At 37.7% G+C, this 24574-nt stretch carries 22 protein-coding genes; 6 read left to right on the forward strand and 16 right to left on the reverse strand.

The genetic code is table 11. From position 1 onward, the window contains the following. Nucleotides 1-35: 35 nt before the first annotated feature. From ilvN to rbsK, 12 genes are all read right to left on the reverse strand, one after another. On the reverse strand, nucleotides 36-320 hold the full coding sequence (gene ilvN / locus JEP40_RS04845; RefSeq protein WP_006535577.1) for an acetolactate synthase small subunit: 285 nt from the start codon (nucleotides 318-320) through the stop codon (nucleotides 36-38). A 3-nt stretch (nucleotides 321-323) separates the two neighbouring features. Next, nucleotides 324-2021, reverse strand: a complete 1698-nt coding sequence (ilvB, locus tag JEP40_RS04850; RefSeq protein ID WP_198622693.1) for an acetolactate synthase large subunit — start codon at nucleotides 2019-2021, stop codon at nucleotides 324-326. Nucleotides 2022-2129: 108 nt separating this feature from the next. Further along, nucleotides 2130-2228, reverse strand: a complete 99-nt coding sequence (gene ivbL, locus JEP40_RS04855) for an ilvB operon leader peptide IvbL (protein WP_071788573.1) — start codon at nucleotides 2226-2228, stop codon at nucleotides 2130-2132. Nucleotides 2229-2470: 242 nt separating this feature from the next. Beyond that, a complete protein-coding gene (locus tag JEP40_RS04860; protein ID WP_198622694.1) occupies nucleotides 2471-3982 on the reverse strand; it encodes a YfcC family protein in 1512 nt (503 codons plus the stop codon). A gap of 101 nt (nucleotides 3983-4083) precedes the next feature. Beyond that, nucleotides 4084-5031, reverse strand: coding sequence for a carbamate kinase (gene arcC, locus JEP40_RS04865; protein ID WP_198622695.1), 948 nt, complete (start codon nucleotides 5029-5031; stop codon nucleotides 4084-4086). Between the two features lie 15 nt (nucleotides 5032-5046). Continuing rightward, nucleotides 5047-6039 (reverse strand): ornithine carbamoyltransferase, encoded by a 993-nt coding sequence (gene argF / locus JEP40_RS04870; RefSeq protein WP_198622696.1) that lies wholly within the window; start codon nucleotides 6037-6039, stop codon nucleotides 5047-5049. A 137-nt stretch (nucleotides 6040-6176) separates the two neighbouring features. Then, nucleotides 6177-6278 (reverse strand): leader peptide SpeFL, encoded by a 102-nt coding sequence (gene speFL / locus JEP40_RS19245; protein ID WP_106426928.1) that lies wholly within the window; start codon nucleotides 6276-6278, stop codon nucleotides 6177-6179. A 306-nt stretch (nucleotides 6279-6584) separates the two neighbouring features. Beyond that, nucleotides 6585-7373 carry a sulfite exporter TauE/SafE family protein gene (locus JEP40_RS04880; RefSeq protein WP_198622697.1) on the reverse strand — a complete coding sequence of 263 codons (789 nt, stop codon included), beginning with the start codon at nucleotides 7371-7373 and terminating at the stop codon, nucleotides 6585-6587. Continuing rightward, nucleotides 7373-8224, reverse strand: coding sequence for a MurR/RpiR family transcriptional regulator (locus tag JEP40_RS04885; RefSeq protein ID WP_198622698.1), 852 nt, complete (start codon nucleotides 8222-8224; stop codon nucleotides 7373-7375). Before JEP40_RS04885 ends, JEP40_RS04880 begins: the two co-directional genes overlap by 1 nt. Nucleotides 8225-8248: 24 nt before the next feature. Then, nucleotides 8249-9613 (reverse strand): PTS transporter subunit EIIC, encoded by a 1365-nt coding sequence (locus JEP40_RS04890; RefSeq protein ID WP_198622699.1) that lies wholly within the window; start codon nucleotides 9611-9613, stop codon nucleotides 8249-8251. A gap of 42 nt (nucleotides 9614-9655) precedes the next feature. Continuing rightward, complete coding sequence (gene murQ, locus JEP40_RS04895; RefSeq protein ID WP_198622700.1) at nucleotides 9656-10567, reverse strand: N-acetylmuramic acid 6-phosphate etherase; 912 nt, start codon at nucleotides 10565-10567, stop codon at nucleotides 9656-9658. Between the two features lie 238 nt (nucleotides 10568-10805). After that, the gene (gene rbsK, locus JEP40_RS04900) at nucleotides 10806-11726 is read right to left on the reverse strand and encodes a ribokinase (protein ID WP_198622701.1); all 921 of its coding nucleotides are present in this window, start codon (nucleotides 11724-11726) and stop codon (nucleotides 10806-10808) included. Between the two features lie 179 nt (nucleotides 11727-11905). Between rbsK and deoC the strand changes: the two genes are divergently transcribed. The 4 genes from deoC to prfH all read left to right on the forward strand — a co-directional run bounded on the left by deoC (nucleotide 11906) and on the right by prfH (nucleotide 15466). Beyond that, on the forward strand, nucleotides 11906-12574 hold the full coding sequence (gene deoC, locus JEP40_RS04905) for a deoxyribose-phosphate aldolase (RefSeq protein ID WP_072069516.1): 669 nt from the start codon (nucleotides 11906-11908) through the stop codon (nucleotides 12572-12574). 55 nt (nucleotides 12575-12629) lie between these two features. Next, the gene (locus JEP40_RS04910) at nucleotides 12630-13406 is read left to right on the forward strand and encodes a DeoR family transcriptional regulator (protein WP_198622702.1); all 777 of its coding nucleotides are present in this window, start codon (nucleotides 12630-12632) and stop codon (nucleotides 13404-13406) included. A 312-nt stretch (nucleotides 13407-13718) separates the two neighbouring features. Further along, complete coding sequence (locus JEP40_RS04915) at nucleotides 13719-14855, forward strand: RNA ligase RtcB family protein (RefSeq protein WP_232799155.1); 1137 nt, start codon at nucleotides 13719-13721, stop codon at nucleotides 14853-14855. Further along, a complete protein-coding gene (gene prfH / locus JEP40_RS04920; protein WP_198622704.1) occupies nucleotides 14855-15466 on the forward strand; it encodes a peptide chain release factor H in 612 nt (203 codons plus the stop codon). The genes JEP40_RS04915 and prfH overlap by 1 nt, the downstream gene beginning before the upstream one ends. A 223-nt stretch (nucleotides 15467-15689) precedes the next feature. On the opposite strand, the gene JEP40_RS04925 is transcribed toward prfH, so the two are convergent. The 4 genes from JEP40_RS04925 to dpaL all read right to left on the reverse strand — a co-directional run bounded on the left by JEP40_RS04925 (nucleotide 15690) and on the right by dpaL (nucleotide 21154). Continuing rightward, nucleotides 15690-16964, reverse strand: a complete 1275-nt coding sequence (locus JEP40_RS04925) for an MFS transporter (protein ID WP_198622705.1) — start codon at nucleotides 16962-16964, stop codon at nucleotides 15690-15692. A gap of 96 nt (nucleotides 16965-17060) precedes the next feature. Further along, nucleotides 17061-18647, reverse strand: coding sequence for an N-acyl-D-amino-acid deacylase family protein (locus JEP40_RS04930; protein ID WP_198622706.1), 1587 nt, complete (start codon nucleotides 18645-18647; stop codon nucleotides 17061-17063). A gap of 73 nt (nucleotides 18648-18720) precedes the next feature. Then, nucleotides 18721-19905, reverse strand: a complete 1185-nt coding sequence (locus JEP40_RS04935) for a YgeY family selenium metabolism-linked hydrolase (protein ID WP_198622707.1) — start codon at nucleotides 19903-19905, stop codon at nucleotides 18721-18723. A 31-nt stretch (nucleotides 19906-19936) separates the two neighbouring features. Further along, nucleotides 19937-21154: a diaminopropionate ammonia-lyase gene (dpaL, locus tag JEP40_RS04940; RefSeq protein WP_198622708.1), complete on the reverse strand. Its 1218-nt coding sequence runs from the start codon at nucleotides 21152-21154 to the stop codon at nucleotides 19937-19939. 364 nt (nucleotides 21155-21518) lie between these two features. Between dpaL and JEP40_RS04945 the strand changes: the two genes are divergently transcribed. Then, the gene (locus tag JEP40_RS04945; protein WP_198622709.1) at nucleotides 21519-23321 is read left to right on the forward strand and encodes a sigma-54 interaction domain-containing protein; all 1803 of its coding nucleotides are present in this window, start codon (nucleotides 21519-21521) and stop codon (nucleotides 23319-23321) included. Nucleotides 23322-23967: 646 nt separating this feature from the next. Then, nucleotides 23968-24540 (forward strand): fimbrial protein, encoded by a 573-nt coding sequence (locus JEP40_RS04950; RefSeq protein WP_198622710.1) that lies wholly within the window; start codon nucleotides 23968-23970, stop codon nucleotides 24538-24540. The last annotated feature ends 34 nt before the right edge of the window (nucleotides 24541-24574 follow it).

The raw sequence follows: 24574 nt of genomic DNA on the forward strand, positions 1-24574 counted from the left end.
TCCCTCTTAATGATTAAAGAGAGAGCCAATCTGCATTAATTTAAATAACTTTCCATTTGTTCAAAAACACGTAAATCATCACTAAATCTGACTTCTTTTACGTCTTCAAGCTTTTCGACCTGACTGACCATCTGCATTAGACGATCATCTTTTTGTACTAATAGCCAAATCCGGCTTTTATCGCTATTTTTCATCGGTAAACACAAAATGCCATCGACGTTAAATGCGCGACGGGCAAATAGACCACAAATATGGGTCATAACACCGGGATGGTTGCGAACAATCAATTCCAGCGCGATAGGTTGTGATTGGTTTGACATAAATTAAGCTCCTATCATCTCAATATTTGCAGCCCCAGGTGGAACCATTGGAAATACTTTTTCATGGATATCAATCATAACGTGAATTAAGCAAGGGCCTGGTTTTTCAATAGCAGCTTGCAATGCACTGGCGGGATCTGCTTCTTGATTTAAGTCACAGGTATCTAAACCAAAACCTTGTGCAATACGGATAAAATCTGTTTGATAAGGGTAAGCTGCAGCATAAATGCGCTCTTCAAAAAACAGCGTTTGTTGTTGATGCACTAAACCCAGCGCCTGATTATTAATCAAAATAATTTTGATATCTAATTGGTGTTCAGCAGCGGTGGCAAGCTCTTGAATATTCATCATAATACTGCCATCCCCCGAAAAGCAGAGAATTTTCTTATCTGGCTCAGCTAACGCGGCACCAATTGCAGCAGGTAAACCAAACCCCATCGTGCCTAATCCACCTGAAGTTAACCATTGTCGAGGTCGATTTAACGGATACGCTTGCGCTACCCACATCTGGTGTTGTCCTACGTCAGTCGTAATAATCGCATCATCATCTACGCAGCTTGAGGCAGCCAATACAATACCGTAACCACTCAGAATATTTTCAGAGTTTTTCATCTCCAATGGATATTCTTGTTTTAGTGTCGTAACACGTTCTATCCATTCATTACGTTTATTGGTATTAATCAATGGTAATAACAGTGATAATACGGATTTCGCATCGGCGTGGATCGCAATATCAGGGCGTTTGATCTTACTAATTTCAGCGCGATCGATATCAACATGAATAATTTTAGCATTAGGGCAAAACTTCTCGGCTTTACCGATGGCACGATCGTCAAATCTAGCCCCTAATACAATCAACAGATCCGCTTCTTCCAAAATAAAATTGGTACTACGAGTTGCATGCATACCCAACATCCCCAAATACAATGGATGTGAAGGTGGCATTAATCCTAATCCCATTAATGTCATGGTTGTAGGTAGGTTACTTTTTTCTGCTAATTCAATTGCCTCTTTACATGCCTCAGAGCTAATAATCCCCCCACCTAAATATAAAACGGGGTTTTTAGCCTGATTAATCATTTGCGCCGCTTGTATCACTAAATCAGTATTAAATGCGGGAACAGGATCTTTTTGTGGAATAGGCGGTAACGCTTCTAATGTAATTTTGGCTTGCTGAACATCTTTTGGCACGTCAACCCAAACTGGTCCCGGTCTTCCTGACATTGCTAAACGAAATGCATCACAAATGATGTCAGGTAAATCCGCAATATCGCGTACTAAATAGTTATGTTTAGTAATGGGAATAGACATGCCATAAGTATCAACTTCTTGGAAAGCATCGGTTCCGATCATGGCTGAAGAGACTTGGCCTGTAATACAAACCAAAGGAATAGAGTCCAGTTTAGCATCTGCAATCGCTGTCACTAAATTTGTCGCACCTGGGCCACTTGAGGCAATACACACAGCAGGTTTACCATTTGCTCTTGCAATACCTTGTGCAATAAAACCCGCACCTTGCTCATGGCGAGTTAAAATATGTCGAATAGATTTACTTTGGCTCAATGCATCATACAAAGGAAGCGCAGCCCCACCGGGAATACCTGCAACTGTCGTAATGCCTTGTCGTTCCAGTAAATAAACGATTAATTGTGCGCCAGTAAACGTTCTACTTGTTGTGGCGTTTTCTTGTTGATCACCCATTTTTATCTGTCCTTTGTTCTAAGCCGGACTTGATGGGCAGGTAGAAAAGAAAAACCCCGCCCGGTTAGTGCGCCGGCGGGGTTTCGAAACTGTGTTGATTCGGACCCGTTACGGCGCTTTGCCGACGACCACCACCACACGCACGACAACCACAGCCGCAATGTGCGCTGTTAGTCGTAGGCTTTGTAGTAGAGTAGTGATGATCATGGGTTACCTATCAATTAATTTAATGATGTGTTTACGTATTATCTGTATTTAAAAAAACATAACTTCTACAAATTAACAACCTTTTTTTTCGGTTTATTTTTTATCACCATTAAAAACGAGAGCTAGATCACTTCTAATGAAAATAAAAAAATAATGACGATAACAGCATAAAAAACCAGATTAACCTCACATTACAGAATAACCAAAAATCCTTTTATCTGCGTAAACACACCAACTCAATTTTATAAAAACGCAACTTGAACCAAGAGTAATGTTGCCGAAAGTACAAACATAAATACCACCATAGGCATAATAAATTTAAGCCATTTGTTATAGGAGATATCTAACATTTGCAAGGTTGCTAACACCAGTCCGGTAGGGGCTAAGAACAACATAATATATTGCCCCCAGTTATATGCAGATACCACCATATAACGAGGAACACCGACTGCATCCGCTAATGGCGCCATAATTGGCATCGCTAAAACCGCAAGCCCTGAAGAGGAAGGAACGATAAAACCTAAGCAAATAAAAACCATGAGCTGTGCCAATAAGAATAAGCTTGGCGGCATTCCTGCAACCATATGAGACATAAACTCAAGGATAGTATCGGCAATTTTACCTTGTTCCATCACAAGGTTAACACCACGCGCTAAACCAATAATTAATGAAACGCCTACTAATTCAGATGCCCCATGAATAAATCCATCAATAGCCGTTTTTTCTTTTAATCCAGAAAGGAAAATAATGACGATGGCAATGGCTAAAAAGAGAGCGGCCATTTGTGGAAACCACCAGCCCATATCCATGACGCCCCAAACCATAATAGGAAAAGCGGCAACAAATAAGCAGAGGATCACTTTACGACGCCATGAAAATTCTAATATTTCATTAGGATCGTAATTACTTAAAAAGCGCTGTTTAAAACTTTCGGCATTTTCATAGTTATAAGAAAAAGCAGGATTTTTTTTGATTTTTTTACAATACCAGTATAAATAAACCAAAACGCCAATCGTACCTATAACCAAACCAATAGTACGAAAGCCAATCCCTTCAATAAAACTTATTCCTGATGCATTTGAGGCTATCACCACAGAGAATGGATTAACTGTTGAAAATCCAGCCCCCATTGAAGAGGCAAGGAAAATGGCCCCAACACACACAATAGCGTCATATCCCAATATTAAGAATATAGGCACTAATATGGGGTAGAAAGCTACGGCTTCTTCTTCAATCCCACAACTTGTCCCGCCTATGGATAATATAATCGTGACACCAAACACCACTAAAAACTCTTTACCTTTGGTTCGATTTGCCAGTGCTGTTAAGCCCGCATTGAATGCACCAGTTTTATTAACAACCCCGATAAGCCCCCCCAAGACAAGAATGAAAACAATAACATCAGCCCCCTCTATCGTTCCTTTCACCATACTTTCAGTAATATCCATTATCCCTTTGGGTTGTTGTGCTACACGTTCATAGGTTCCAGGTATCGCTATCGGTTTTTTAATTGTTCCATCAGTAAATTTATTAATCTCAATAGAGACATTTAAGTCATCTAATGTGGCTTGAGTTGCAGGTAATAATTCATGAGAACCGTCTATTTTTGCAACCACTAATGATGGCTCTGCTGAGTTATAACTTAATCGTTGATATTCGCCTGCTGGAATAATCCATGTTAAGCCAACCACAATTACTGTAATTGCAAATAAAATAGTAAATGCGGTCGGAAACGCAAACTTTTTAAGTTTCATAGCGTCCTCGACTTAAATAAGAGGTAACGACTGCCAGTAGAAATAATGTCTAACTGGCAGTATTTATTTTTAGAATTAAATTTAGAATAATAAAAATAATATTAATTAGAGATAATTGTTGTACCTGTTTTCCCTTCTAAAGCAGATAGTGCATTATCTAAAGAAGTAATAATTGCTTGAGCATCCTTGTGACTTTCTTTTAGAAAATTAAGACAAGCTTCAACTTTCGGTAACATACTTCCTTTAGCAAATTGTCCTTGAGAAATATATTCTTCAGCTTGAGAAAATGTTAATTTATCTAAATTAACTTGCTCTGGTTTATTAAAATTAATTGCCACTTTATCAACAGCCGTTAATATTAATAAAATATCTGCTTTTAATTCGACAGCTAATTTAGCACTGGAATTATCTTTATCAATAACGGCATCAATACCCTCTAATAAATCATCTTTCCGAATAACAGGAATACCACCACCACCAACAGTGATCACCACAATATTATGTTCAACTAACTGCTTAATAATCGGTGATTCTACAATTTCTAACGGTTTTGGTGATGGAATAACGCGACGATATCCACGCCCCGCATCTTCCATAAAGTGAAAACCATGCTCTTCTTGAATAGCCTCAGCTTGCTGTTGAGTATAAAAGGCCCCTATGGGTTTTGTTGGCGATAAAAAAGCAGGATCATTTTTATCAACCACCACTTGGGTCACTATCGTTGCACAACCATAATTTTTATTCAGATGTCGAGCACACAACTCATCATTAATAGCTTGTTGTAAGTGATAACCGATATAACCTTGGCTCATAGCACCACATTCAGCAAATGGCATATAAGGCGTGCCAATATTTTGTTGTGATGCATAATCCATAGCTAAATTTATCATCCCAACTTGAGGACCATTGCCATGACCAATAATGATTTGGTAACCTTTCTCAACCAAGTCCACGATGGGCTTTGCGGTTTTTCGTACTATCTGCTTTTGCTCTAGTGGCGTATTTCCTAATGCATTTCCCCCTAAAGCAATAAATACCTTTTTAGGCATTATTAACTCCTTGCTTTAGTTTAAAGTGGCAAACATAACAGCTTTAATGGTATGCATACGGTTTTCAGCTTGATCGAAAACTTTTGATTGACGAGATTCAAAAACATCGTCAGCCACTTCCATTTCACTCAAACCAAACTTCTGATAAATATCTTCACCAATAATAGTTAGACGATCGTGGAATGAAGGTAAACAGTGTAAGAAAATCGCATGAGGATTAGCCATTTTCATCATAGAACTGTTCACTTGATAAGCTTTTAATAAGCGAATACGTTCATCCCATACACTATCTGGTTCACCCATTGAAACCCAAATATCGGTATAGAGAACATCCGCATCTTTCGCCCCTTTTTCAATATCTTCGGTTAACGTGATAGAGCCTTCATTTTCTGCCGCGATTACACGACACTCTTTCACAAGTTGCTCTTCTGGCATTAAAGATGCTGGGCCACACGCTGTAAAATGTAAGCCTAATTTCGCACAAACTACCATTAAAGAGTTAGCAACGTTATTGCGAGCATCACCAAAGAAAGTGAGCTTAAGCCCTTTTAAATGACCAAAGTTTTCTTCAACAGTCAGCATATCCGCCAACATCTGAGTTGGGTGGAATTTATCTGTCAGACCGTTCCACACTGGCACACCTGATTTTGCAGCCAATTCTTCAACTAATGACTGATCGAAACCACGATATTCAATACCATCATAAAAACGCCCTAATACACGCGCAGTATCTTCAATAGACTCTTTTTTCCCCATTTGTGAGGAGCCGGGATCAAGATAAGTCACCCCCATTCCTAAATCATAACCCGCTACTTCAAAAGCGCAGCGCGTACGTGTTGAGGTTTTTTCAAATAATAAAACGATATTTTTACCTTCCAAAGAACGATGAGGAATGCCTGTCATTTTTAATGACTTAAAATGTTTAGATAACTTTAATAAATATTGAATTTCAGCCGATGAAAAATCGAGTAATTTTAGAAAACTTCTACCTTTAATATTAATAGACATAATAATCCTATCTCCTAATTATTCTGATAATAATAGAGTTAAAGAAATGATTTGTTATTTATAAAAAATAGAGCCCCCCCCAATAACAGACGTCATTAGGAAGTATGCTTTATATTTTTAGTGCGCAAAAAGAGGGCTTAACCGTTAAAAACGGAGAAATGAAAACATTGACGTTGTTTATACATCATGATGTGGGTAATACGTCTAATATGAGGTGTTTTCCTATTATTATTTTCCATAATACTAGTACCTTCATCTATATGTATTAAATGAGGATTACAGTGAAACATATAGGAATTAACATTAATGTGATTATTATCTCAATTATCTATTTATGACTAAAATCATATCTTATTAGAAATAAATAATGAATAAAACATTCCATTAACACACATATACTATAAGGAGAATTGAGTTTATATTAACAGACTAACTCAATTAAATTAGCAATATAATATAAAATAAATTAATAGAAATAATTCAACTTTATTTAGTTATTATTTATTGTGTTTCTTAAATGTTAATGTTACCGATGTGTTTTAACATTAAAATAATTTAGCTAGCATCATTACGCCACTACAAATAATTAAAATCAAAGTTGCATACTGAAATACCTTATCAGGCATTCTGATTAACAGCCACTTAGACAAGGGAATAGAGATCAATGAGCCTAAAAATAACAAAAGCGCCAAATGAATATCCGTATGCCCATCTTGCATATAAGCCAGTGCTGAAGAGCCTGATAACAATGTTGTGGTAAATATAGAAGTACCAATGGCCTGCTTAATAGAGAGGTTTGCATAACGTAGCAATAACGGTAATACAACGACACCGCCCCCCACCCCTGTTGCACCTAAAACAACACCTGCTGCAATCGCAGGAAGTAATAGTGCTTTTATATTTAAAGGCGCTAACGCTGTATTTTCAACCACAACGGGAGGTAATGAGAAAAACATTCTCTGTACAAAGAGAAATAGAGAAAACACAATAGCACTGACAACAAGCGCATTAATTCCCCATTCAACTTGTTGCTGATACTGCTCTAATGAACCTAAATAATTAACCAAAACACTAGCCAAAAAGGTACTTGGTAGCATTATTCCTAATACAATCATTGCTCTTTTAAAAGGAATATTACCAAGGCGAAAATGCATATAAGACGAGGTGACTTTCATCAACATCGATAATAAATTTGCTGTTGCCACAGCCATTAATGCATTCATACCAAAAAAATACGTCAATACAGGTAAAACAATAACACCGCCACCCACGCCCGTTGTGCTAATAATTAAACCAATAGCAGCACCTACCGCTAATGTAGTGATAAGTAACATTATTGATTTCCTTGCATGACAGCTTCTCGCCCTTTTAATAAGGCTTTTTCTGCTGACTCACTCGCCAGTGTCATATATTTAAAAAACAACACATCAAAAGCCACCATTTGTAAAACTTGTGGCGTGATCACCCCCAATTGAGAGTGTTGTTCATCATAAAAATAAGGCAACGTATAATCAGATAAACGAGTCGCTTCATCTTGCCCAAAACGGGTTAATGCCACCGTTAAACAGCCTTCATTCTTTGCTGATTTCAACATACGATTAATATCAGCAGTATTACCCCGTGCAGTAACTGCAATAGCAAAGTCATCAACTGATAAATTGGCAGAATAAGCCAGTTGAGCATGAAGATCTGAACTAAATAAGGCGTTTTTATTCACGCGAATTAGCTTATGGAAAATATCACTTGCCACAACCGCAGAGGCACCAATACCAAACAGGACAATGCGTTTAGCCGAGACCATTTTTTTAGCCAGCAGATCAATACACTTGGGATCTAACAAAGCCAATGAGTCCTGAATAGCGCTAGTAAATAGATGGCCTGTTTTTGAAATAATTAATTCTGTCGGATCTGTTTTCGCTAAATTACCATAAAGAATACCGCCACTGCTTTTTTGTTGCTTTTCTTCTGAAAGGTAATCAATTTTAAATTCAGGATAACCACGATATCCCATTTGACGAGAGAAACGGATAACAGAAGCACTACTTACACCAGCTTTCAGTGCCAGTTCAGCTGCATTCATACTGGCAATATTCTCACTATTCTCTAATAAATAATGAGCAATACGTTGTTCTGTGCCTTTGCCCTGTATTAGCAAACTTTCAAGTTTTTTGGTCAGTGTCGACATCCTGTTATCCTTTTTATTTCTGACTTATTTCTCTGGATCTGTAAATCCCATTAGCATACTGGCAATAAAACCGACAATCCATGCGCCTAATACCGCGATCAGGAACTTAATAATTTGCCCATCACCGACTAACGGAATTAATGATAACCCAGCAGTACCAAATGGAATAATGATCCCAACTTGGAAATAGGCCATTAATGCACCACCAGCAGCACCACCAATACATCCCGCTACAAAAGGTTTTCCTAATGGAAGAGAAACACCAAATAATAACGGCTCACCAACACCGAAAATACCCACAGGCAATGCGCCCATTAATGTTTTCTTTAAACGTTGATTTTTAGTACGTAGATAAACCCAAAAACAAGAGCCTACTTGCCCCATTCCGCCCATGGCTAAAATAGGGAACAGGTAATTTAAACCAAAAGTATTTAAAATTTCGGTATGAATAGGAATTAACCCTTGGTGTAATCCCGTTAAGAGTAAAAATAAGAAACTTCCCCCCAACGCAGCACCGGTTACAACCGCACCACCACCTTGATTTAATAGTGATAATGATACGCCTTGCGCTAATAACTGATTAAGATAATGACCGATAGGTTGGAATATCATAATCGCCACAAGTGAAGAGACTAAAATAGTCACAAACGGCGTTAAGATAAGATCAAGACTCTCTTTAACAATACTACGAAACCATAATTCTAATTTTGAAGAGAACACTACCACCATTAATACTGCAAAAATCCCCCCACTATTTGGCTGTAATTTCTCACCAAATAAAGTGATATCTGCAAGCCCTGGCATGGCTAATAACCCAGCCATTACTGCACCAATCGACGTTGATGCGCCTAACTCTTTAGCTGTATTTATTCCTATCATAATTGAGAGATACGCAAATACCGTACTGCCAATTAATTTAAATAGCTTAAATAATTCAGGGAATTGATCAACCAAACCAGGCGCCATTAAACGAATAATATTAATTAGCCCCATGATCAAACCACAGCCAATTAATGCAGGAATTGTAGGAACAAAAATAGCGGCTAATGTATTGAGCATACGACGTATCGAGAAGCCTTTTTTCACTGGTGTTGACACAGGCTCATCTTCACTACTTGCTGAATTTTTTTGCATACGCTTATTCATGATGGAATAAACTTTTGCGGCGGTTCCCATTCCGACAATCACTTGATGCTGTTCGCCATTAAATACAACACCTTTAACGCCTTCGACTTGTTTTAAAGCATCAGCATTAAATAGCGAACTATCTTTTAAAATCAATCGAATGCGAGTCATACAATGTGTTAGGGTTACCACATTTTGAAACCCACCAGCGTATTTTTCTATTTCTATTGCTAACGTGTCGAGATGTTCTATTTTATTAGCCATATGTGTGCCTGCTAAAGTTCAGAGTATTTACTCATATTGTTATTAATTAAATAGGGCAAGTTGCTGTTGTAGCGAACAATAAGGATATTGCTGTGTGATTTGCTCAACTTTCTCCACACTCAGATGAAGCTCATACATTAAAATGGCTTTTCTAGGATGATAATTAACCATTTGTAACAGCGTTCTGGCTCTTTCATTGGAAATTCCACACACTTCGCTGACAATGCCTTCAGCACGACGTTGTAATTTCTCATTACTTGCAATCACATCCACCATAAGGTTTTTATGCACTTTGCCAAGCTTAGTCATTACACTGGTACTTAACATACCCAAAATCATTTTTTGAGCTGTGCCACTTTTCATTCTAGTGGAGCCTGTTAACACCTCTGCGCCTACGTCTGGTGCAATAGATAAGTCAGCAATCTCACTCATTTTACTTTTGCCACGCGTGGTAATAGATACTGTTAACGCTTTTAGTTTCTTACCATATTGCAACGCTGCAACCGTAAAAGGAGTTCGACCACTTGCTGCAATACCAATAATGACATCTTTATCACTAGCATGACGACGTTGAAGTTCTTCAATTGCCGCTTCTTGGCTATCTTCAATATTTTCAACGGCCTTTAGCATTGCATCATGGCCCCCTGCAATAATCGCCTGCACTAATGTAGAAGGTACACCGAAAGTTGGAGGACATTCTGCACTGTCTAATACAGCTAATCGCCCACTCGTTCCTGCACCGACATAAAAAATACGCCCACCGTTTTGCACACGTTCAGTAATTTTTTCTACCACATTGGCAATAGCAGGTAATTCTTTTTTGACTGCACTTGCAACCGTCATATCTGCACTATTGATTAATGTGACCAATTCCAATGCACTTAACTCTGAAAATTGGGTTGTTTCTTGGTTACTTTCATTTTTAAGACATTGGCTCAATGCATCTTCTTTCATCACAACAACCTTATGAAATTAAATTTCAATTAAAATTACACTCTATGAAATTATATTTCAATCTTATTTGTCATAATGATGTGAAATAAATCACATAACTCGAGGTCTTTTTCTTCAGGGAGAAATTTAATAATGATCTTCAATATAATTTAATTGCATGATCTTAAAGTGATCCTCTCAATTACCTTATGAGCCAGATAACTGAGAGAATAGAAAGAAGTGATTATGAAAAAGGATATTACTTTGCTTGTGACAAAAACTGCCCAAATTCTTCAATACTCGGATAAGAAGATTGTGTGCCTTTTCCAGCAACACTTAAACCTGAAAACATCACCGCTTTATTTAATGCCTCTTCGATATTATTGGTGTGAACATAATAATGGGAGAAGCAACCAATAAAGGCATCACCTGCCCCGCTGGTATCTATAGCATCAACTTCGATAGCAGGAATGTACTTTTCAATTTCGCCATTCATCCATAATGCGCCTTTCTCACCTAATGTAACGATGACATTCTTAAAGCCTTTTTGTAGTAAAAAACAAGCGGCTTCGCGGATCTCATCCATTGTGGTGATTGGCATCCCCGTCAAAATTTCTAGCTCTGTTTCATTCGGAACAAAAAAGTCACAACGGGCAGCGACATCAAGATCTAATGCTTTTGACGCTGGAGCTGGATTAAATAACACAGGAATATGGTGTTTGTTACCGAACTCGATAGCGTGATAGACCGTTTCAAGGGGGATTTCTAATTGCAGTACAATTATTTTGCATTTTTTCAGGCTATCTGCCGCTCTATCGATATCTTCTGGCGACAAATGCTGATTAGCACCTTTAACAATTAAAATGCTATTTGATGATTGAGAAGTTACAAAAATAGGTGCAACACCACTTGTTGTACCCGGTACTTTTTCAACATAGCGTGTATTAATGCCATAAGATCCTAAATTCATGATGGTATTATCCGCGAAAATATCATCGCCAACCTTTGTTAACATCATCACTTTTGAATTTAATTTAGCAGCAGCAACCGCTTGGTTTGCCCCTTTACCACCGCAACCAATCTTAAATGCCGGCGCCTCAAGGGTTTCACCCTCTTTTGGCATCCTATCTATATAGGTGATCAAATCCACCATATTTGAACCAATCACTGCGATATCCATAGCGCCTCTTACTTTTATGTAAAATTTATAAATGTGAAAATAGTGACATTTTGATAGATGTATAACAGTATCGTGTTATTTAAATATCATTTGTGATTGTTATCTCGTTAAAACAGCACTAATATGTTGCCAAACTAACATGAGTGATAAATAACAATCTTCTTATTAAGGAATATACAATGCGTCCATTAGCTAATTATATCGATCATACCCTTCTTGCTGCAGATACAACTGAAGCACAAATCAAGAAATTGTGTGCTGAAGCAGCAGAACATGGTTTCTTCTCTGTTTGTATTAACACTTCTTATATCCCTTTAGCAAGAACTTGCCTTGAAGGAAGTGATGTAAAAGTATGTTGTGTTATCGACTTCCCATTTGGTGCGGGTTTAACCGCAACAAAAGCATTTGAAGCTGCTGAAGCTATTCGTCAAGGCGCACAAGAAGTCGATATGGTTATTAACATTGGTATGTTAAAAAGCGGTCGTTTAGACTTCGTAAAACAAGATATCGAAGCAGTAAAAGCGGCTTGTGGTAACACAACACTGAAAGTTATTTTAGAAACTTGCTTATTAACTGACGACGAAGTACGTTTAGTTTGTGAAATGTGTCGTGAGATCCGCGTTGATTTTGTGAAAACATCAACAGGATACAGTACAATGGGCGCAACAGAACATCATGTTGCTTTAATGCGCAAAACAGTTGGCGATGAAGTTGGCGTGAAAGCATCAGGTGGTGTTCGCGATCGTCAAACAGCATTAAACATGATCAAAGCAGGTGCAACACGTATCGGTGCTAGTGCAAGTGTCGCTATCGCAACAGATTCAGATGCACCTGAATCAAACTACTAATTATTTAGCGTATATTTTCTTGGAGTACGCTATTCGATAACACAAGGATCCTTCGGTGATAGAGACCAAACAGCACGAACGTTTGCGCCGCCTCAGTGAATGTATAAAACGCTCAGGTCGCATACATCTTAAAGACGCCGCAAGGATCCTTGAAGTTTCTGAAATGACGATTAGACGCGATCTTAGTTCTGACGCTGAAAATCCATTTCCAATGTCATTATTGGGTGGCTATATTGTTGCATTAGCCCAACCTCATTCTGGTTTAATTTCAACATCATCCGATATTATTACACCAGATCAAACTGAAGAACTTCATATACCCAATCTTGCCGCTGGTATGGTCTCTGAGGGTGATGTCCTTTTTTTCGATAACGGGCAATTTATTCCTACATTGATTGAACTTATTCCTGATAATTTGCATTTCACAGGGATCTGTTATTCTCATCGTGTATTTTTAGCATTAAGCCAGAAAAAAAATGCCACCGTTTTACTCTGCGGAGGTGAATATCGTCCTAAAAGTGATTCATTCTACAATCCTACCCAACCTTCTTATCTTGATAGCATTAATCCCAAAAAAGCCTTTATTTCAGCTGAAGGTGTCCATCTCGATTTTGGCGTTACCTGTTATAACATCGACGATCTTTATATGAAGAAAAAAGCGATGGATAAATCTATTCGTAAGATCTTACTTACCAAATACCACTATTTTGATGAAACAGCGACAGGCAATATGGGAGATTTAGCTCAATTTGATGTTGTTATCACCGATAGAAAATTAACAGATGATTACGAAGATTATTGCCGAAAAAGCTCGGTAAAAGTGATTTATTAATTAAAAATAGAGTACTAACTAAAATGAAGAATAAAGAAAAATTAGCCTTAAATTAAATCGATTATATTTATTCTTTTTTATAAAAAATAAAGAAAAACAACACCACTTTTTAATTGCTAAAGCAAAAAAAAGTGGTTACTATGCCCGCGATTTATTATTTCTTATCCATTTCACTTAACTGCAAGGAGGTATCCCATGACAACTACAAATATGAATACTCTTTGCGGACAATCTCAGAAGTAATCTTTTTCCTTCTTTTTGCTGTCCGCCAATCAATTTATTTTTTATCCTTTACATTATATGGATTGGTATATGGACAAGTGTGTTCATTATTTATCTGATAGCGTTTGTTATATCGCATCAGATAGTACTTGGATTGAAAGCAAAGCAATCCAACAACTAGAAACAACAGCTCAACTTCCTGATATGACTTATGTCGCAGGTATGCCAGATCTACATCCGGGTCGCGGTTATCCTATTGGGGCAGCCTTTTTTTCTGTTAATCGTTTTTACCCTGCTTTAGTCGGAAATGATATCGGCTGTGGTATGACACTTTTTCAAACTGAATTTAAAAACAGCAAACTCAACTTAGATAAAGCAGAAAAACAGTTGAGTGAAATGAGTGATATCGCACCTTCAGAATGGTTAGAAACTCATCTACCGACTGAAATGAAAAACCACCCTTTTGCTGGCTCTTTAGGCTCTATTGGTGGTGGTAATCACTTTGCTGAATTCCAGCAAATTGACCAAGTGATTAATGAAATACTTTTTGCTGAAAGTGGTATCAATAAAAAGCAGTTATTACTATTAGTCCACAGCGGGTCGAGAGGTTTAGGACAAGCTATCTTACGTGCCCACACCGAACAATTTGGTCATAAAGGACTGGTTGCAAACACTGATGACGCAAATGAATATTTGCAAGCTCACAATAAAGCGCTTGATTATGCAAAGCTAAATCGTCGCCTTATTGGTGAAAGAATGATGCGCCAAATTCGTACTCAAGGTGAAGTTATTTCTGATGTAAATCATAATCTTGTAGAGCCTAGTGAGTTACACGGTCAACAAGGCTGGTTACATCGCAAAGGTGCAACACCCGCACATCACGATATGGTGGTTATTCCAGGGTCACGTGGTGATTACAGTTATATTGTTAAACCCATTGTGTCTGAATTAAGCCTTCATTCATTACCTCATGGTGCAGGCAGAAAATGGATGCGTACAGAGTGTAAAGGGCGTTTATCACACCGTTTTACGCCATTACAACTTTCACGAACTGCATTAGGTAGCCGTATTATTTGTGCCAATAAACAACTGATTTATGAAGAAGCGCCACAATCTTATAAATCAATTGAAACAGTGATTGAAAGTATGGTGAGCATTGGATTAATCGAGGTTATTGCCCGCTTAAAACCAGTGATCACCTACAAAACAAGTGGGGAGATGGCGTAATGTTATTACAATTCACCTCCGCACAAGGCCCTGAAGAGTGCTGTTTAGCGGTTGAAAAAGCCTTAAATTACTTTTTAAAATCAGTATCAAAACAACAAATTAACGTGACAGTGCTTGAAAAAGAACCTTCACGTTATGGTTTAAAATCTGCATTAGTGTTTCTAGAAGGTGCTGATGCACAAGCTATCGCACAACAATGGGCGGGTTCAATACAATGGCAATGTGCAAGTACATTACGGCCTCGACACAAGCGTAAAAATTGGTTTATTGGTGTCGCTTGTTTTGAACAACCTGATGAAATTAATGACAAAGAAATTGTCTTTGAAACCATGCGTTCAAATGGCCCCGGTGGTCAGCATGTTAACAAAACAGAATCTGCAGTCAGAGCAACACATATTGCCACAGGTATTAGTGTAAAAGTGCAATCAGAACGTAGTCAGCACGCTAATAAAAAGCTCGCTAAGCAACTTATTGCATGGCATTTAGAAGCTTATATGATGAAGCAACATGCCTCATTAAATAGCCAACGCCATATTGCTCATCATCGAGTGATCCGAGGTGATGCCACACTCTGTTTTAGTGGTAATGATTTTGTGCTTATAAGCAAATAATGTTATTAATTTAACAAAAGCAAAGCCACGATTTTTTAATCGTGGCTTTTTTTAAGACAAAAATACCCTGCAATAAGATTTTTTAAATTAAAAAATCAATAAAGCGTATAGTGAGTTTTAATAAATAAATCTTACAGTTAATACATTTATTCTATTTAATTAATCTTATTTATTTTAATAACATCACACTTATTTAAATATAAACATTATTAATACTGATTAATTAAATGGGTGCTGGTGTATTTCTCATTTTAACGGTGAACGTCACAACAGCAGAAGCAACTAATGCAATTATCATAAACATAAATGCACTATCATAACTGCCACCACTCGCTTTAATTAAGAAGCCCATAACAGGTGCGGAAACAACACCAGCCATTTGACCGCCAAAGTTAACAATACCCGAAGCACGCCCCATGATTTTATTTGGGATAGTATCCATTAAAATACCCCAGAACATTGCCATGGCGAAGAACATAAATAATGCTGAAATACACTGATATACAACAGCCATATCAGCACTTTCAACGGTATAGGTCATATATAAAAAGCCAGCGGCAATCACTGCGGTAACCATATATAGCCATTTACGCTGTGATTTACATTTATCAGAAACATAACCGCCTAATAATGTTCCACCAGCACCAAATAAGAATGGAATAGCTGCCATTACTCCTGTTTTTGCTAAAGAGAATTCACGAACGGTAATTAAATAGCTTGGTAACCATGTTGAAAATCCCCAAAAGGTAATATCAAACAGAAACCAAATGGCTGCCATTTGCCATAACACTGGCATTTTTAACACATCTTTAAAAGGTACGGCTTCAACAGGTTTATCCGTTAATGTACCATCTGCCGCTAATTCATCGAGATCTTGCTGAGTAATACTTGGGTGATCTTTTGGATTATCACGAGTAAAGAAGTAGATACCTGCGGCAATTAATAAGCCCGGAATACCTAAGACAATAAACACCATATGCCAGCCAAAAGCACCGATAATACTGGCTGCAACAATTACGGCTAATGCTGGCCCTAACGTATTTACTGTTGATTGAATTGCAGTAGCACGACCACGCTCTTTAGATGGGAAATAGGTTGAGATCATTTTCCAAGAGGCTGATGGAAAACACCCTTCACCAATACCAAATAAGAATCGCACCGCTAACATTAACGGTAATGTAAACACCATTCCCGTTAAACTGGTAAATACTGACCACCAAGCAATCCCAATCGCCATAATTTTACGTGCACCAAAGCGGTCAGCTAAGAAACCACCCGGTATTTGGAATGCAGCATAACCGACAAAGAATGCACTGATGATTAGGCCTTGTTGAGTAGTATCAAGGTTAAGATCACGCCCAATAAAAGGTAACGAAACACTCATCACCATTCTATCTAAGAATGAAAGTAACCATGCTAACCAAATCAAAGATAAAACGGTGTAACGAGCTTTCCATGTCTTCTTCTGTTGAAGGTCTGGAATAATATTTGAACTCATTTTCCTGTTCCTCAGGTAAGGGGAAACCATCACGGTTGAAGAACAACCGTGATAAACAGAGATAAGGTTTAAACGTTTAAGAGCGCTATTGGGTTGTTATGCCCTTAAAACATGACCGCTACAGGCGTAACTTTCGACTCCATTAATTAAAGCGATACGCCCATTAACCATCACCAAATCAATCCCTTCTGGATATTGGTTTGGTTCAACGAACGTGCCTTTATCAATAATGGTTTCAGGATCAAGCATCACAATGTCTGCCGCATACCCTTCTTTAATTAAGCCTCTGTCGGTTAATCGAAGGACTTCCGCTGGTTTACCTGTCATTTTGCGAATAGCTTGTTCCCAAGTGAGGCATTTTTCTTCTCTGACGTATTTCCCTAAAACACGCGGGAATGCACCAAATACACGAGGATGAGGTTTTCCTGCGCCCATTAATCCATCAGTACAGACGTTTTGCTCAGGACGACATAAGAATTTGATAACGTGCTCTTCTGTACCGTAAAAATCCACCATTCCTACCGCATTTTCTTCTTCATATAGCAGATCAAACGTAGCGTTATAGGGATCTTTTCCTCTCAATTTACCTAGCTCGACAAGGCTAAGTCCAACCGCATCTTGGTTTTTTTCTGTTTTAGAACTGGTGACATAAATATTTTCTAATCCAGCGAAATCAATAAAGTTATCCCAACCCGGAATACCTTTTTCAATATCTTCAATCATCTTTTTACGCAGTTCAGGAGAAGCTAAGCGTTCTAATAATTTCTCTGTTCCTCCCGCATGTACCCAAGGCGGTAAAATCACCCCAAGCATAGTGCTGCCTGCCACATACGGATACTGGTCAAAAGAGATACGAATACCCTCTTTTTGGGCTTGCTCTAACATACCGAGCATTTCGTCGATTAATCTCCAGTTTTTCTTGCCACACACTTTCATATGAGAAATATGCAACCAAACTCCAGATGCTTTAGCGATATCAATAAGCTCTTGAGTAGACTGAATAATATCGTCGGCTTCACTACGCTGGTGAACGACAAAAATACCGTTGTGCTTCGCGGTAACCTTGCAAAGTTCGATCATTTCAGCAGTATCGCCAAAAGCACAAGGCATATAAATCAACCCTGTTGATAAACCAAATGCCCCTGCTTTTAGTTCACGCTCTAAGATCTCACACATTTTGGCGACATCTTCACGAGTAGAAGGATTACCTTCTAATCCCATTGCTTCCATTCTGATATTGCCATGAGGTACAAGATAAGCGAGATTGGTTGCAGAGCCTCTGGCTTCCAACATCCCTAAGTAACCTTCGGTATTTTTAAAATGCCAATCAATACTGTCAGAATCACCATCTAACCCCGCGATATTCTTACGCCATGCAGAAATATACTGCTCAGGCAATGGTGCTAATGCGACACCATCTTGCCCTAGCAATTCCGTGGTGATCCCTTGACGAATTTTTGCGGATAATGCGGGATTAAGTAATGCTGAAAGATCAGAGTGAGTATGCGTATCAATAAAACCAGGGCAGACAATTTTTCCAGTAGCATCAATAATCTGATCATTTGTTTTAGCATCAATCTGACCGATTTTTATTATTTTTCCTTCATTAACCACAACATCAGCTTGAAATGCACTTGCCCCTGTTCCATCAATAACAGTGGCGTTTTTAAATATTGTTTTCATTCTGTTATTTCTCCAAAGAGCATCTGACTATTTCGCCAGATACTCTTCTAGTAAGGATTTATTTGAGTAAGAATTAAAGGTGATAAAGGCTGTTCATAATGCTGTAGTAACCGCTTGCTGCACCTTTTAGTTGTTCAATTTCGATATACTCATCAATGGTGTGCGCCAGGTTTTCGCGAGATGGACCAAAACCTATAGTTTTAATGCCCGCTTCACCCGCGTAATGGCTACCATTAGTACAGAAAGAGTATTGTGTGACCGTAGGTTTAAAGCCCGACTCTTGCAGCCCTGTTAAAACGCTTTGTACATAAGGATCACTCTCTTCTAATACCCAGCCAGGGAAGAAACGTTCACCTTCAATAGTGGCACCGGTGTAACATTTCTCAGTTCCATAAGCATAAGAGACTTTAGCTTTAAAATCAGTATCTTGAGCAGATAGTTCATCAATCACTTTTTGTAATGGCGCCAGCACTTCTTCTTTGGTTTCACCCACTAACAAGCGACGATCGTAAGTGGCTCGGCAATACTCAGGTACAACCGAAGCACCGGGATAAGGTGAGGATTTTATATCCGTCAGTTCTAAGATCCCTTTTCCTAATACTGGGTGAACAGACGGCGTTAAGGTTCTGATCTTCTCGATCAGTTTTGCCATTTTATAAACAGAGTTGATCCCTGCATCTGGATTAGCGGAGTGTGCAGGTTTACCAAAAGTTTCAACAACTATTTCAGCACGACCACGTTGGCCTATTTTCAGGTTTAATTCAGAGGCTTCACCAATCACCACGTAATCAGGTTTATAGCGCTCTGAAACCAGTCTTGCCGCCACGCCTTCAAAGCATTCTTCATGCACAATACAAGAGACATAAATACGGCCAGCAAAATTGCGCTGATTATCTTGGCCATAAAAACCAATTGCCGAAATCATCGCAGCCACAGCACCTTTCATATCACTAGTACCACGACCATAAATCTTGCCGTCTTTTATTTCTGCACCATAAGGCTTTTCTTTCCAATCACGCTCACTGACAGGTACTGTGTCGATATGACCATCAAAAACAAGGGTTTTCCCTGGGTGTTGACCTATTATTCCACCAATAATATTGCCGTATTTATCAATATGAATATCGTCAAAATCATAGCTTTTCATCATCTCTTCTATGACTTTAACAACGTTACCTTCTTCACCCGAATAGCTTTTTTGTTGGATTAATAATTGGCAATTCTTAATAACTTCATCAAATCGGTTTGCTGATAACATACTTTTTCACTCCAAAAGACTTATTTGTTTTTTAAAATTGTTTGAAGCTAGGTAACTCGCCATCCCACACGATATCGCGATAGCGTTCAGGATCGGTGTCACCTTCGGTGCTTATCACAAGCACTCTTGCATTTTCATCTAATCCCAGCTCTTCTTTCGCGCTTTGATAAACAGGTGATTGCATTAAAATAGAGAGCAATCCAGTTGTCACAGCGCCAGATTCACCAGAAATGATGTGCGGATCACCGGGTAAAGGATTCCCTAAAATCCGCATTCCCCTAGTCGCGACCGCATCAGGGCAAGAGAAAAATGCCGCTGAATAATCGCGTAATAAATTCCAACCAATACTATTGGCTTCACCACAAGCAAGCCCTGCCATAACCGTTTGTAAATCTCCGCCAACAGGAATAGCATCCGCTTTTCCTGATACGGCAGATTGATATAAACAGTCGGCAATACGCGCTTCTGCCACAATCACTTTCGGGGCTTGTTTGCCATAAGCAGCAGTTACCATCCCTTGCACCATACCCGCAAAAGAGCCTACGCCGGCTTGCACAAAAATATGCGTCGGTGGTACTTCATGTAATTGGGCGAGAGATTCCAGCATTAAAGTGCCATAGCCTTGCATGATCCAAAGAGGGATCTCTTCATAGCCATCCCATGCCGTATCTTGAACCACGATCCAGCCATATTTTTCAGCCATTTCAGCCGTCATTCTCACGGCGTCGTCATAATTCATATCAACGATTTCAGCAACAGCACCTTCTCGTAAAATGGCATCCAAACGTTCTTGTGATGATCCTTTTGGCATATAGACCACTGCTTTTTGCTTTAACTGTCTTGCCATCCAAGCAACGCCACGTCCATGATTTCCGTCAGTGGTTGTCGCAAAAGTCACGCCATTTAACTTTTTCCTGATCTCATCACTGATCATTACCTCATAAGGTAATTCACTTATGTCCATTTCGAGGAAGTCAGCAATATGGCGTGCCATCGCATAAGCACCACCTAACGCTTTAAACGCTTTTAAACCAAAACGGAAAGATTCATCTTTAAGATATAACTCACCAATCCCTAAGGTTTTGGCTAATTGGGGTAAATGAAATAACGGTGTAGGTGCGTATCCTGGAATAGTTCTGTGAAAATCTAACGCTTTAACTAACTCTTCATAACGAAAAGGGGCGAGCTCAGCGGTTGGTTTTCGCGTAAATGAACTTTGGTTAATCAGGTACTGCAATTGCTCCTGCATGGAATTACCTCTTAATCACACTTTAAAATTCGCGATAACCCAATATCGCGATTAATCGGAATACATAGGGTTATCCCCTATATCGCAATATGTATGCCAACTTACTCTAAAAGTATCTAATAAAAATATAATTAATTGATTTTTAATATATTTATTGTTTTGATGATTAAGATATGAAATTTCTGATACAGAAAAGCTGTGATCTAGACGGTTTTATTTAGTTGATAAATTATCAATAATAAGAAACTGTGTGAGCTTTATACAAAACCAAATTAACTTATTAATAAATAACAATTAAATAAAATATTAAAAATAGATGATGATAATTTATTATCAATAATGATAACTTTAAGGTGAGGATCTGATGCACTCGTTACTTAGTACACTGCAAGATGAAATCAGCAAATATACCGATGCCATTGCAGGGATCACTGGTACTGATGTTGAAATTATTGATAACAATTTAATTCGTATCGCGGGTACGGGTCGTTACCGCTATATGCTCAATCAAGATGTCTCCAATAATGGGCATATTTATCGCCATGTGCTACAAGTACAAAAGACTATTTTAATTGAAGATCCAAAAGAAAATAGTCTCTGCCAGCTCTGTCAAAATCGCTTAACCTGCACTGAAGAGCTTGATCTTAATGCCCCTATTTTTCTAAATAACCAAGTTATTGGTGTCATTGGAATTATCTGTTCTAATCGAGAACAAAAAATGTTTTTGATGAAGCAAAAACAAGCTTTTATTACCTTTATCGAACAGTTTTCAGAAATGATCTCAAGCCGTATTTTTGAATGCCTTGAAAGACTTCGAGAACAAGAGCGATTTGGTACTTTTCGAAATTTAATTGATGTAATGGATAGAGGCGTGATTGCTATTGATAGCCAAGGTAAGATTTGGCATGCCAATCTTTCTGCTCTACGTTTTTTTGATTGTGAGCTTATTGGTCAATCTCTTGATATCGATATGACAGGCGATATCCTTTATGGTGATGAAGAAGCGTGGTTGATATTAAACCAGCAACGCTATCATGTGCTGTGTAAAAAAATCACCTTTTCATCGGTTGATAATGACCAACTTACCATGGTTATCTTTCATGATGCCCGTGATTATATGACGCAGGTAAATACCCTTTCTGTTGATGAAAATCCCCATTCTCCTTTAATTGGTAATTCACAAAATATGCTTCATTTAAAAAGCATGTTAAGTAAAGTTGCCGTAAGTCATGCCAGTGTGCTTATCACAGGAGAAAGTGGCTCAGGTAAAGAAGTGGTTGCTTACACTATTCATCAACAAAGCCTACGCACAAAACAACCCTTTATTACAATTAACTGTGCTGCTATTCCTGAGCAATTATTAGAAAGTGAGCTTTTTGGTTATGTACGTGGCGCCTTTAGTGGTGCTGATCCCAAAGGGCGTATTGGTAAATTTGAATTAGCTCATGGTGGTAGCCTATTTCTTGATGAAATTGGTGATATGCCTTTGCATTTACAAGCCAAGCTTTTACGTGTACTTCAAGAAAAAAGTATTACCCGTGTTGGCTCTAATAATATGATTAATATTGATGTGCGTATTATTGCCGCCACAAATAAAGATCTGCGTGAAATGGTAAATAAAGGGCAATTTCGTGAAGATCTATTCTATCGTCTCAATGTTGTTCCGATCCATACACCAGCATTACGTGATCACCGAGAAGATATTGCAGAACTTGCACAATTCTTTGCTGATGATCTGGCTTTAACCTATCAAAGACCTTCCACGAAGATCCCTAACGTTGTTATTAACTACTTATATTCCTATGATTGGCCCGGTAATATTAGAGAGTTACGCAATGTGATTGAATATATGTATGTTATGCAAGGCGATACCGTCGATTTAAACCTCAGCCACCTTCCACCTTACTTGTTAGAGACTTCTCATGGCGATATTTTAGAAAAAGAAAATTTTAGTCGTGTCTATACCAAGACTAACACAACCCATGAATATCAAACTCAATCTTTAAACACACAAGAACTTCTTAAAACCAAAAGCTTAACATCAGAATATCAAACCATTATGAGCATATTAGAAAAAACAGGAACAACATTGGAAGGAAAGAAGAAAGCAGCAGAAATCTTAGGAATAAGTATTGCGACTTTATATAGAAAAATGAAAATACGATAAAAGGTATTTAAGATGAATTTTTAAGTATTAATAATTTAATCAACATATTTAAATTAACATAAAAACTTTAATAGGAATTATTTTCATTAATTATTCTATCTAGATTATTAGAAACTCTTCTTTAAATGACTATTTATTATAAAGTATTGTCATACTGATATTTTAAACTTAATGCTATTTGTAACAAAATATATTTTCCATAAAGTAAATTTAAACTATCCCTCATTCTTCCTTATACCACATTAAAAACTAACCAATTGAAAAAAAAGAATAAATAATTTTATTTTTATTATCTTATTAATGATTTCTTTAAATTACATAAGAAAATTTTGTAACACTGTGCATAAGACATAATTAAATAAACCACATAGAATCCACATGTACAAAAATTGAAGTCATTTTCTGTATCCAGAATTAGTATTAATTATAAAAAGTAACGTAGTGAAAATTAATTATGAATTTTATGATTAATACTAAAAGCTATTTTATTTAAGATTATATTTTTATTAGATCTATCTATTTAAATTGCTTATATCTCCTGATGCCTTTCGTTGATTTATAAGCAGTAGAATAAACTAATCTTAGAATAAATAGCGCCTAATATGATCTATTAAATACTATTTATATCAATCACTAGGGATCAATAATGCCTATTTTAACAAAAAAACTACTTCCAATCACTTTCGTTATTTCAGCAATAACGGCAAGTGCAACAACTTCTGCTGAAGAGCAATCAGGACAAATTTCTTTTACAGGTTTAATTTATGCATCAACTTGTACCATCGATATTAACGGCACAGGCTCTGATGGTAATGTCACTATGGGTCGTTATGCGACCAGTGAATTTGATGGTACAGGTAGTGAAGTTGGTGGTAGCGCGGGTAATGGTAAATTAGATATCTCTTTAATTAACTGCCCCCCTCAAGGTACGGTGAAATTAAAATTATCCGGTAAAACTGACAGTAGTTCAGATCAAATTTTAGCATTAGATAATTCGAGTGATCCTAATACTGCTAAAAATGTCGGTATCCATATTTACGACCAATATGATTTAAGTACCCCTTACAATATAAATTTCACTGAAGAATATAAAATCAAAGACAATGGTGACCTTAAATCTAAAACTATCTCTTTTATTGCTAAATACGTCAGCACCGATGATGAGGTAGAAGCTGGTCGTGCTGATGCCACTCTAAATTACACCCTAACTTATCAATAATAAATAATCGCAGGTTAATTCGTTAACCTGCGAT

Origin of the sequence: Proteus vulgaris (genome assembly GCF_016239305.1) — a bacterium.
Taxonomy (GTDB): domain Bacteria; phylum Pseudomonadota; class Gammaproteobacteria; order Enterobacterales; family Enterobacteriaceae; genus Proteus; species Proteus vulgaris_C.

Bases quoted from the DNA above. Each gene is read 5' to 3' on its own strand.
- ilvN (WP_006535577.1), bottom strand. From the start codon at position 320: ATGTCAAACCAATCACAACCTATCGCGCTGGAATTGATTGTTCGCAAC.
- ilvB (WP_198622693.1), bottom strand. From the start codon at position 2,021: ATGGGTGATCAACAAGAAAACGCCACAACAAGTAGAACGTTTACTGGC.
- ivbL (WP_071788573.1), bottom strand. From the start codon at position 2,228: ATGATCATCACTACTCTACTACAAAGCCTACGACTAACAGCGCACATT.
- JEP40_RS04860 (WP_198622694.1), bottom strand. From the start codon at position 3,982: ATGAAACTTAAAAAGTTTGCGTTTCCGACCGCATTTACTATTTTATTT.
- arcC (WP_198622695.1), bottom strand. From the start codon at position 5,031: ATGCCTAAAAAGGTATTTATTGCTTTAGGGGGAAATGCATTAGGAAAT.
- argF (WP_198622696.1), bottom strand. From the start codon at position 6,039: ATGTCTATTAATATTAAAGGTAGAAGTTTTCTAAAATTACTCGATTTT.
- speFL (WP_106426928.1), bottom strand. From the start codon at position 6,278: ATGGAAAATAATAATAGGAAAACACCTCATATTAGACGTATTACCCAC.
- JEP40_RS04880 (WP_198622697.1), bottom strand. From the start codon at position 7,373: ATGTTACTTATCACTACATTAGCGGTAGGTGCTGCTATTGGTTTAATT.
- JEP40_RS04885 (WP_198622698.1), bottom strand. From the start codon at position 8,224: ATGTCGACACTGACCAAAAAACTTGAAAGTTTGCTAATACAGGGCAAA.
- JEP40_RS04890 (WP_198622699.1), bottom strand. From the start codon at position 9,613: ATGGCTAATAAAATAGAACATCTCGACACGTTAGCAATAGAAATAGAA.
- murQ (WP_198622700.1), bottom strand. From the start codon at position 10,567: ATGAAAGAAGATGCATTGAGCCAATGTCTTAAAAATGAAAGTAACCAA.
- rbsK (WP_198622701.1), bottom strand. From the start codon at position 11,726: ATGGATATCGCAGTGATTGGTTCAAATATGGTGGATTTGATCACCTAT.
- deoC (WP_072069516.1), top strand. From the start codon at position 11,906: ATGCGTCCATTAGCTAATTATATCGATCATACCCTTCTTGCTGCAGAT.
- JEP40_RS04915 (WP_232799155.1), top strand. From the start codon at position 13,719: ATGGACAAGTGTGTTCATTATTTATCTGATAGCGTTTGTTATATCGCA.
- prfH (WP_198622704.1), top strand. From the start codon at position 14,855: ATGTTATTACAATTCACCTCCGCACAAGGCCCTGAAGAGTGCTGTTTA.
- JEP40_RS04925 (WP_198622705.1), bottom strand. From the start codon at position 16,964: ATGAGTTCAAATATTATTCCAGACCTTCAACAGAAGAAGACATGGAAA.
- JEP40_RS04930 (WP_198622706.1), bottom strand. From the start codon at position 18,647: ATGAAAACAATATTTAAAAACGCCACTGTTATTGATGGAACAGGGGCA.
- JEP40_RS04935 (WP_198622707.1), bottom strand. From the start codon at position 19,905: ATGTTATCAGCAAACCGATTTGATGAAGTTATTAAGAATTGCCAATTA.
- dpaL (WP_198622708.1), bottom strand. From the start codon at position 21,154: ATGCAGGAGCAATTGCAGTACCTGATTAACCAAAGTTCATTTACGCGA.
- JEP40_RS04945 (WP_198622709.1), top strand. From the start codon at position 21,519: ATGCACTCGTTACTTAGTACACTGCAAGATGAAATCAGCAAATATACC.
- JEP40_RS04950 (WP_198622710.1), top strand. From the start codon at position 23,968: ATGCCTATTTTAACAAAAAAACTACTTCCAATCACTTTCGTTATTTCA.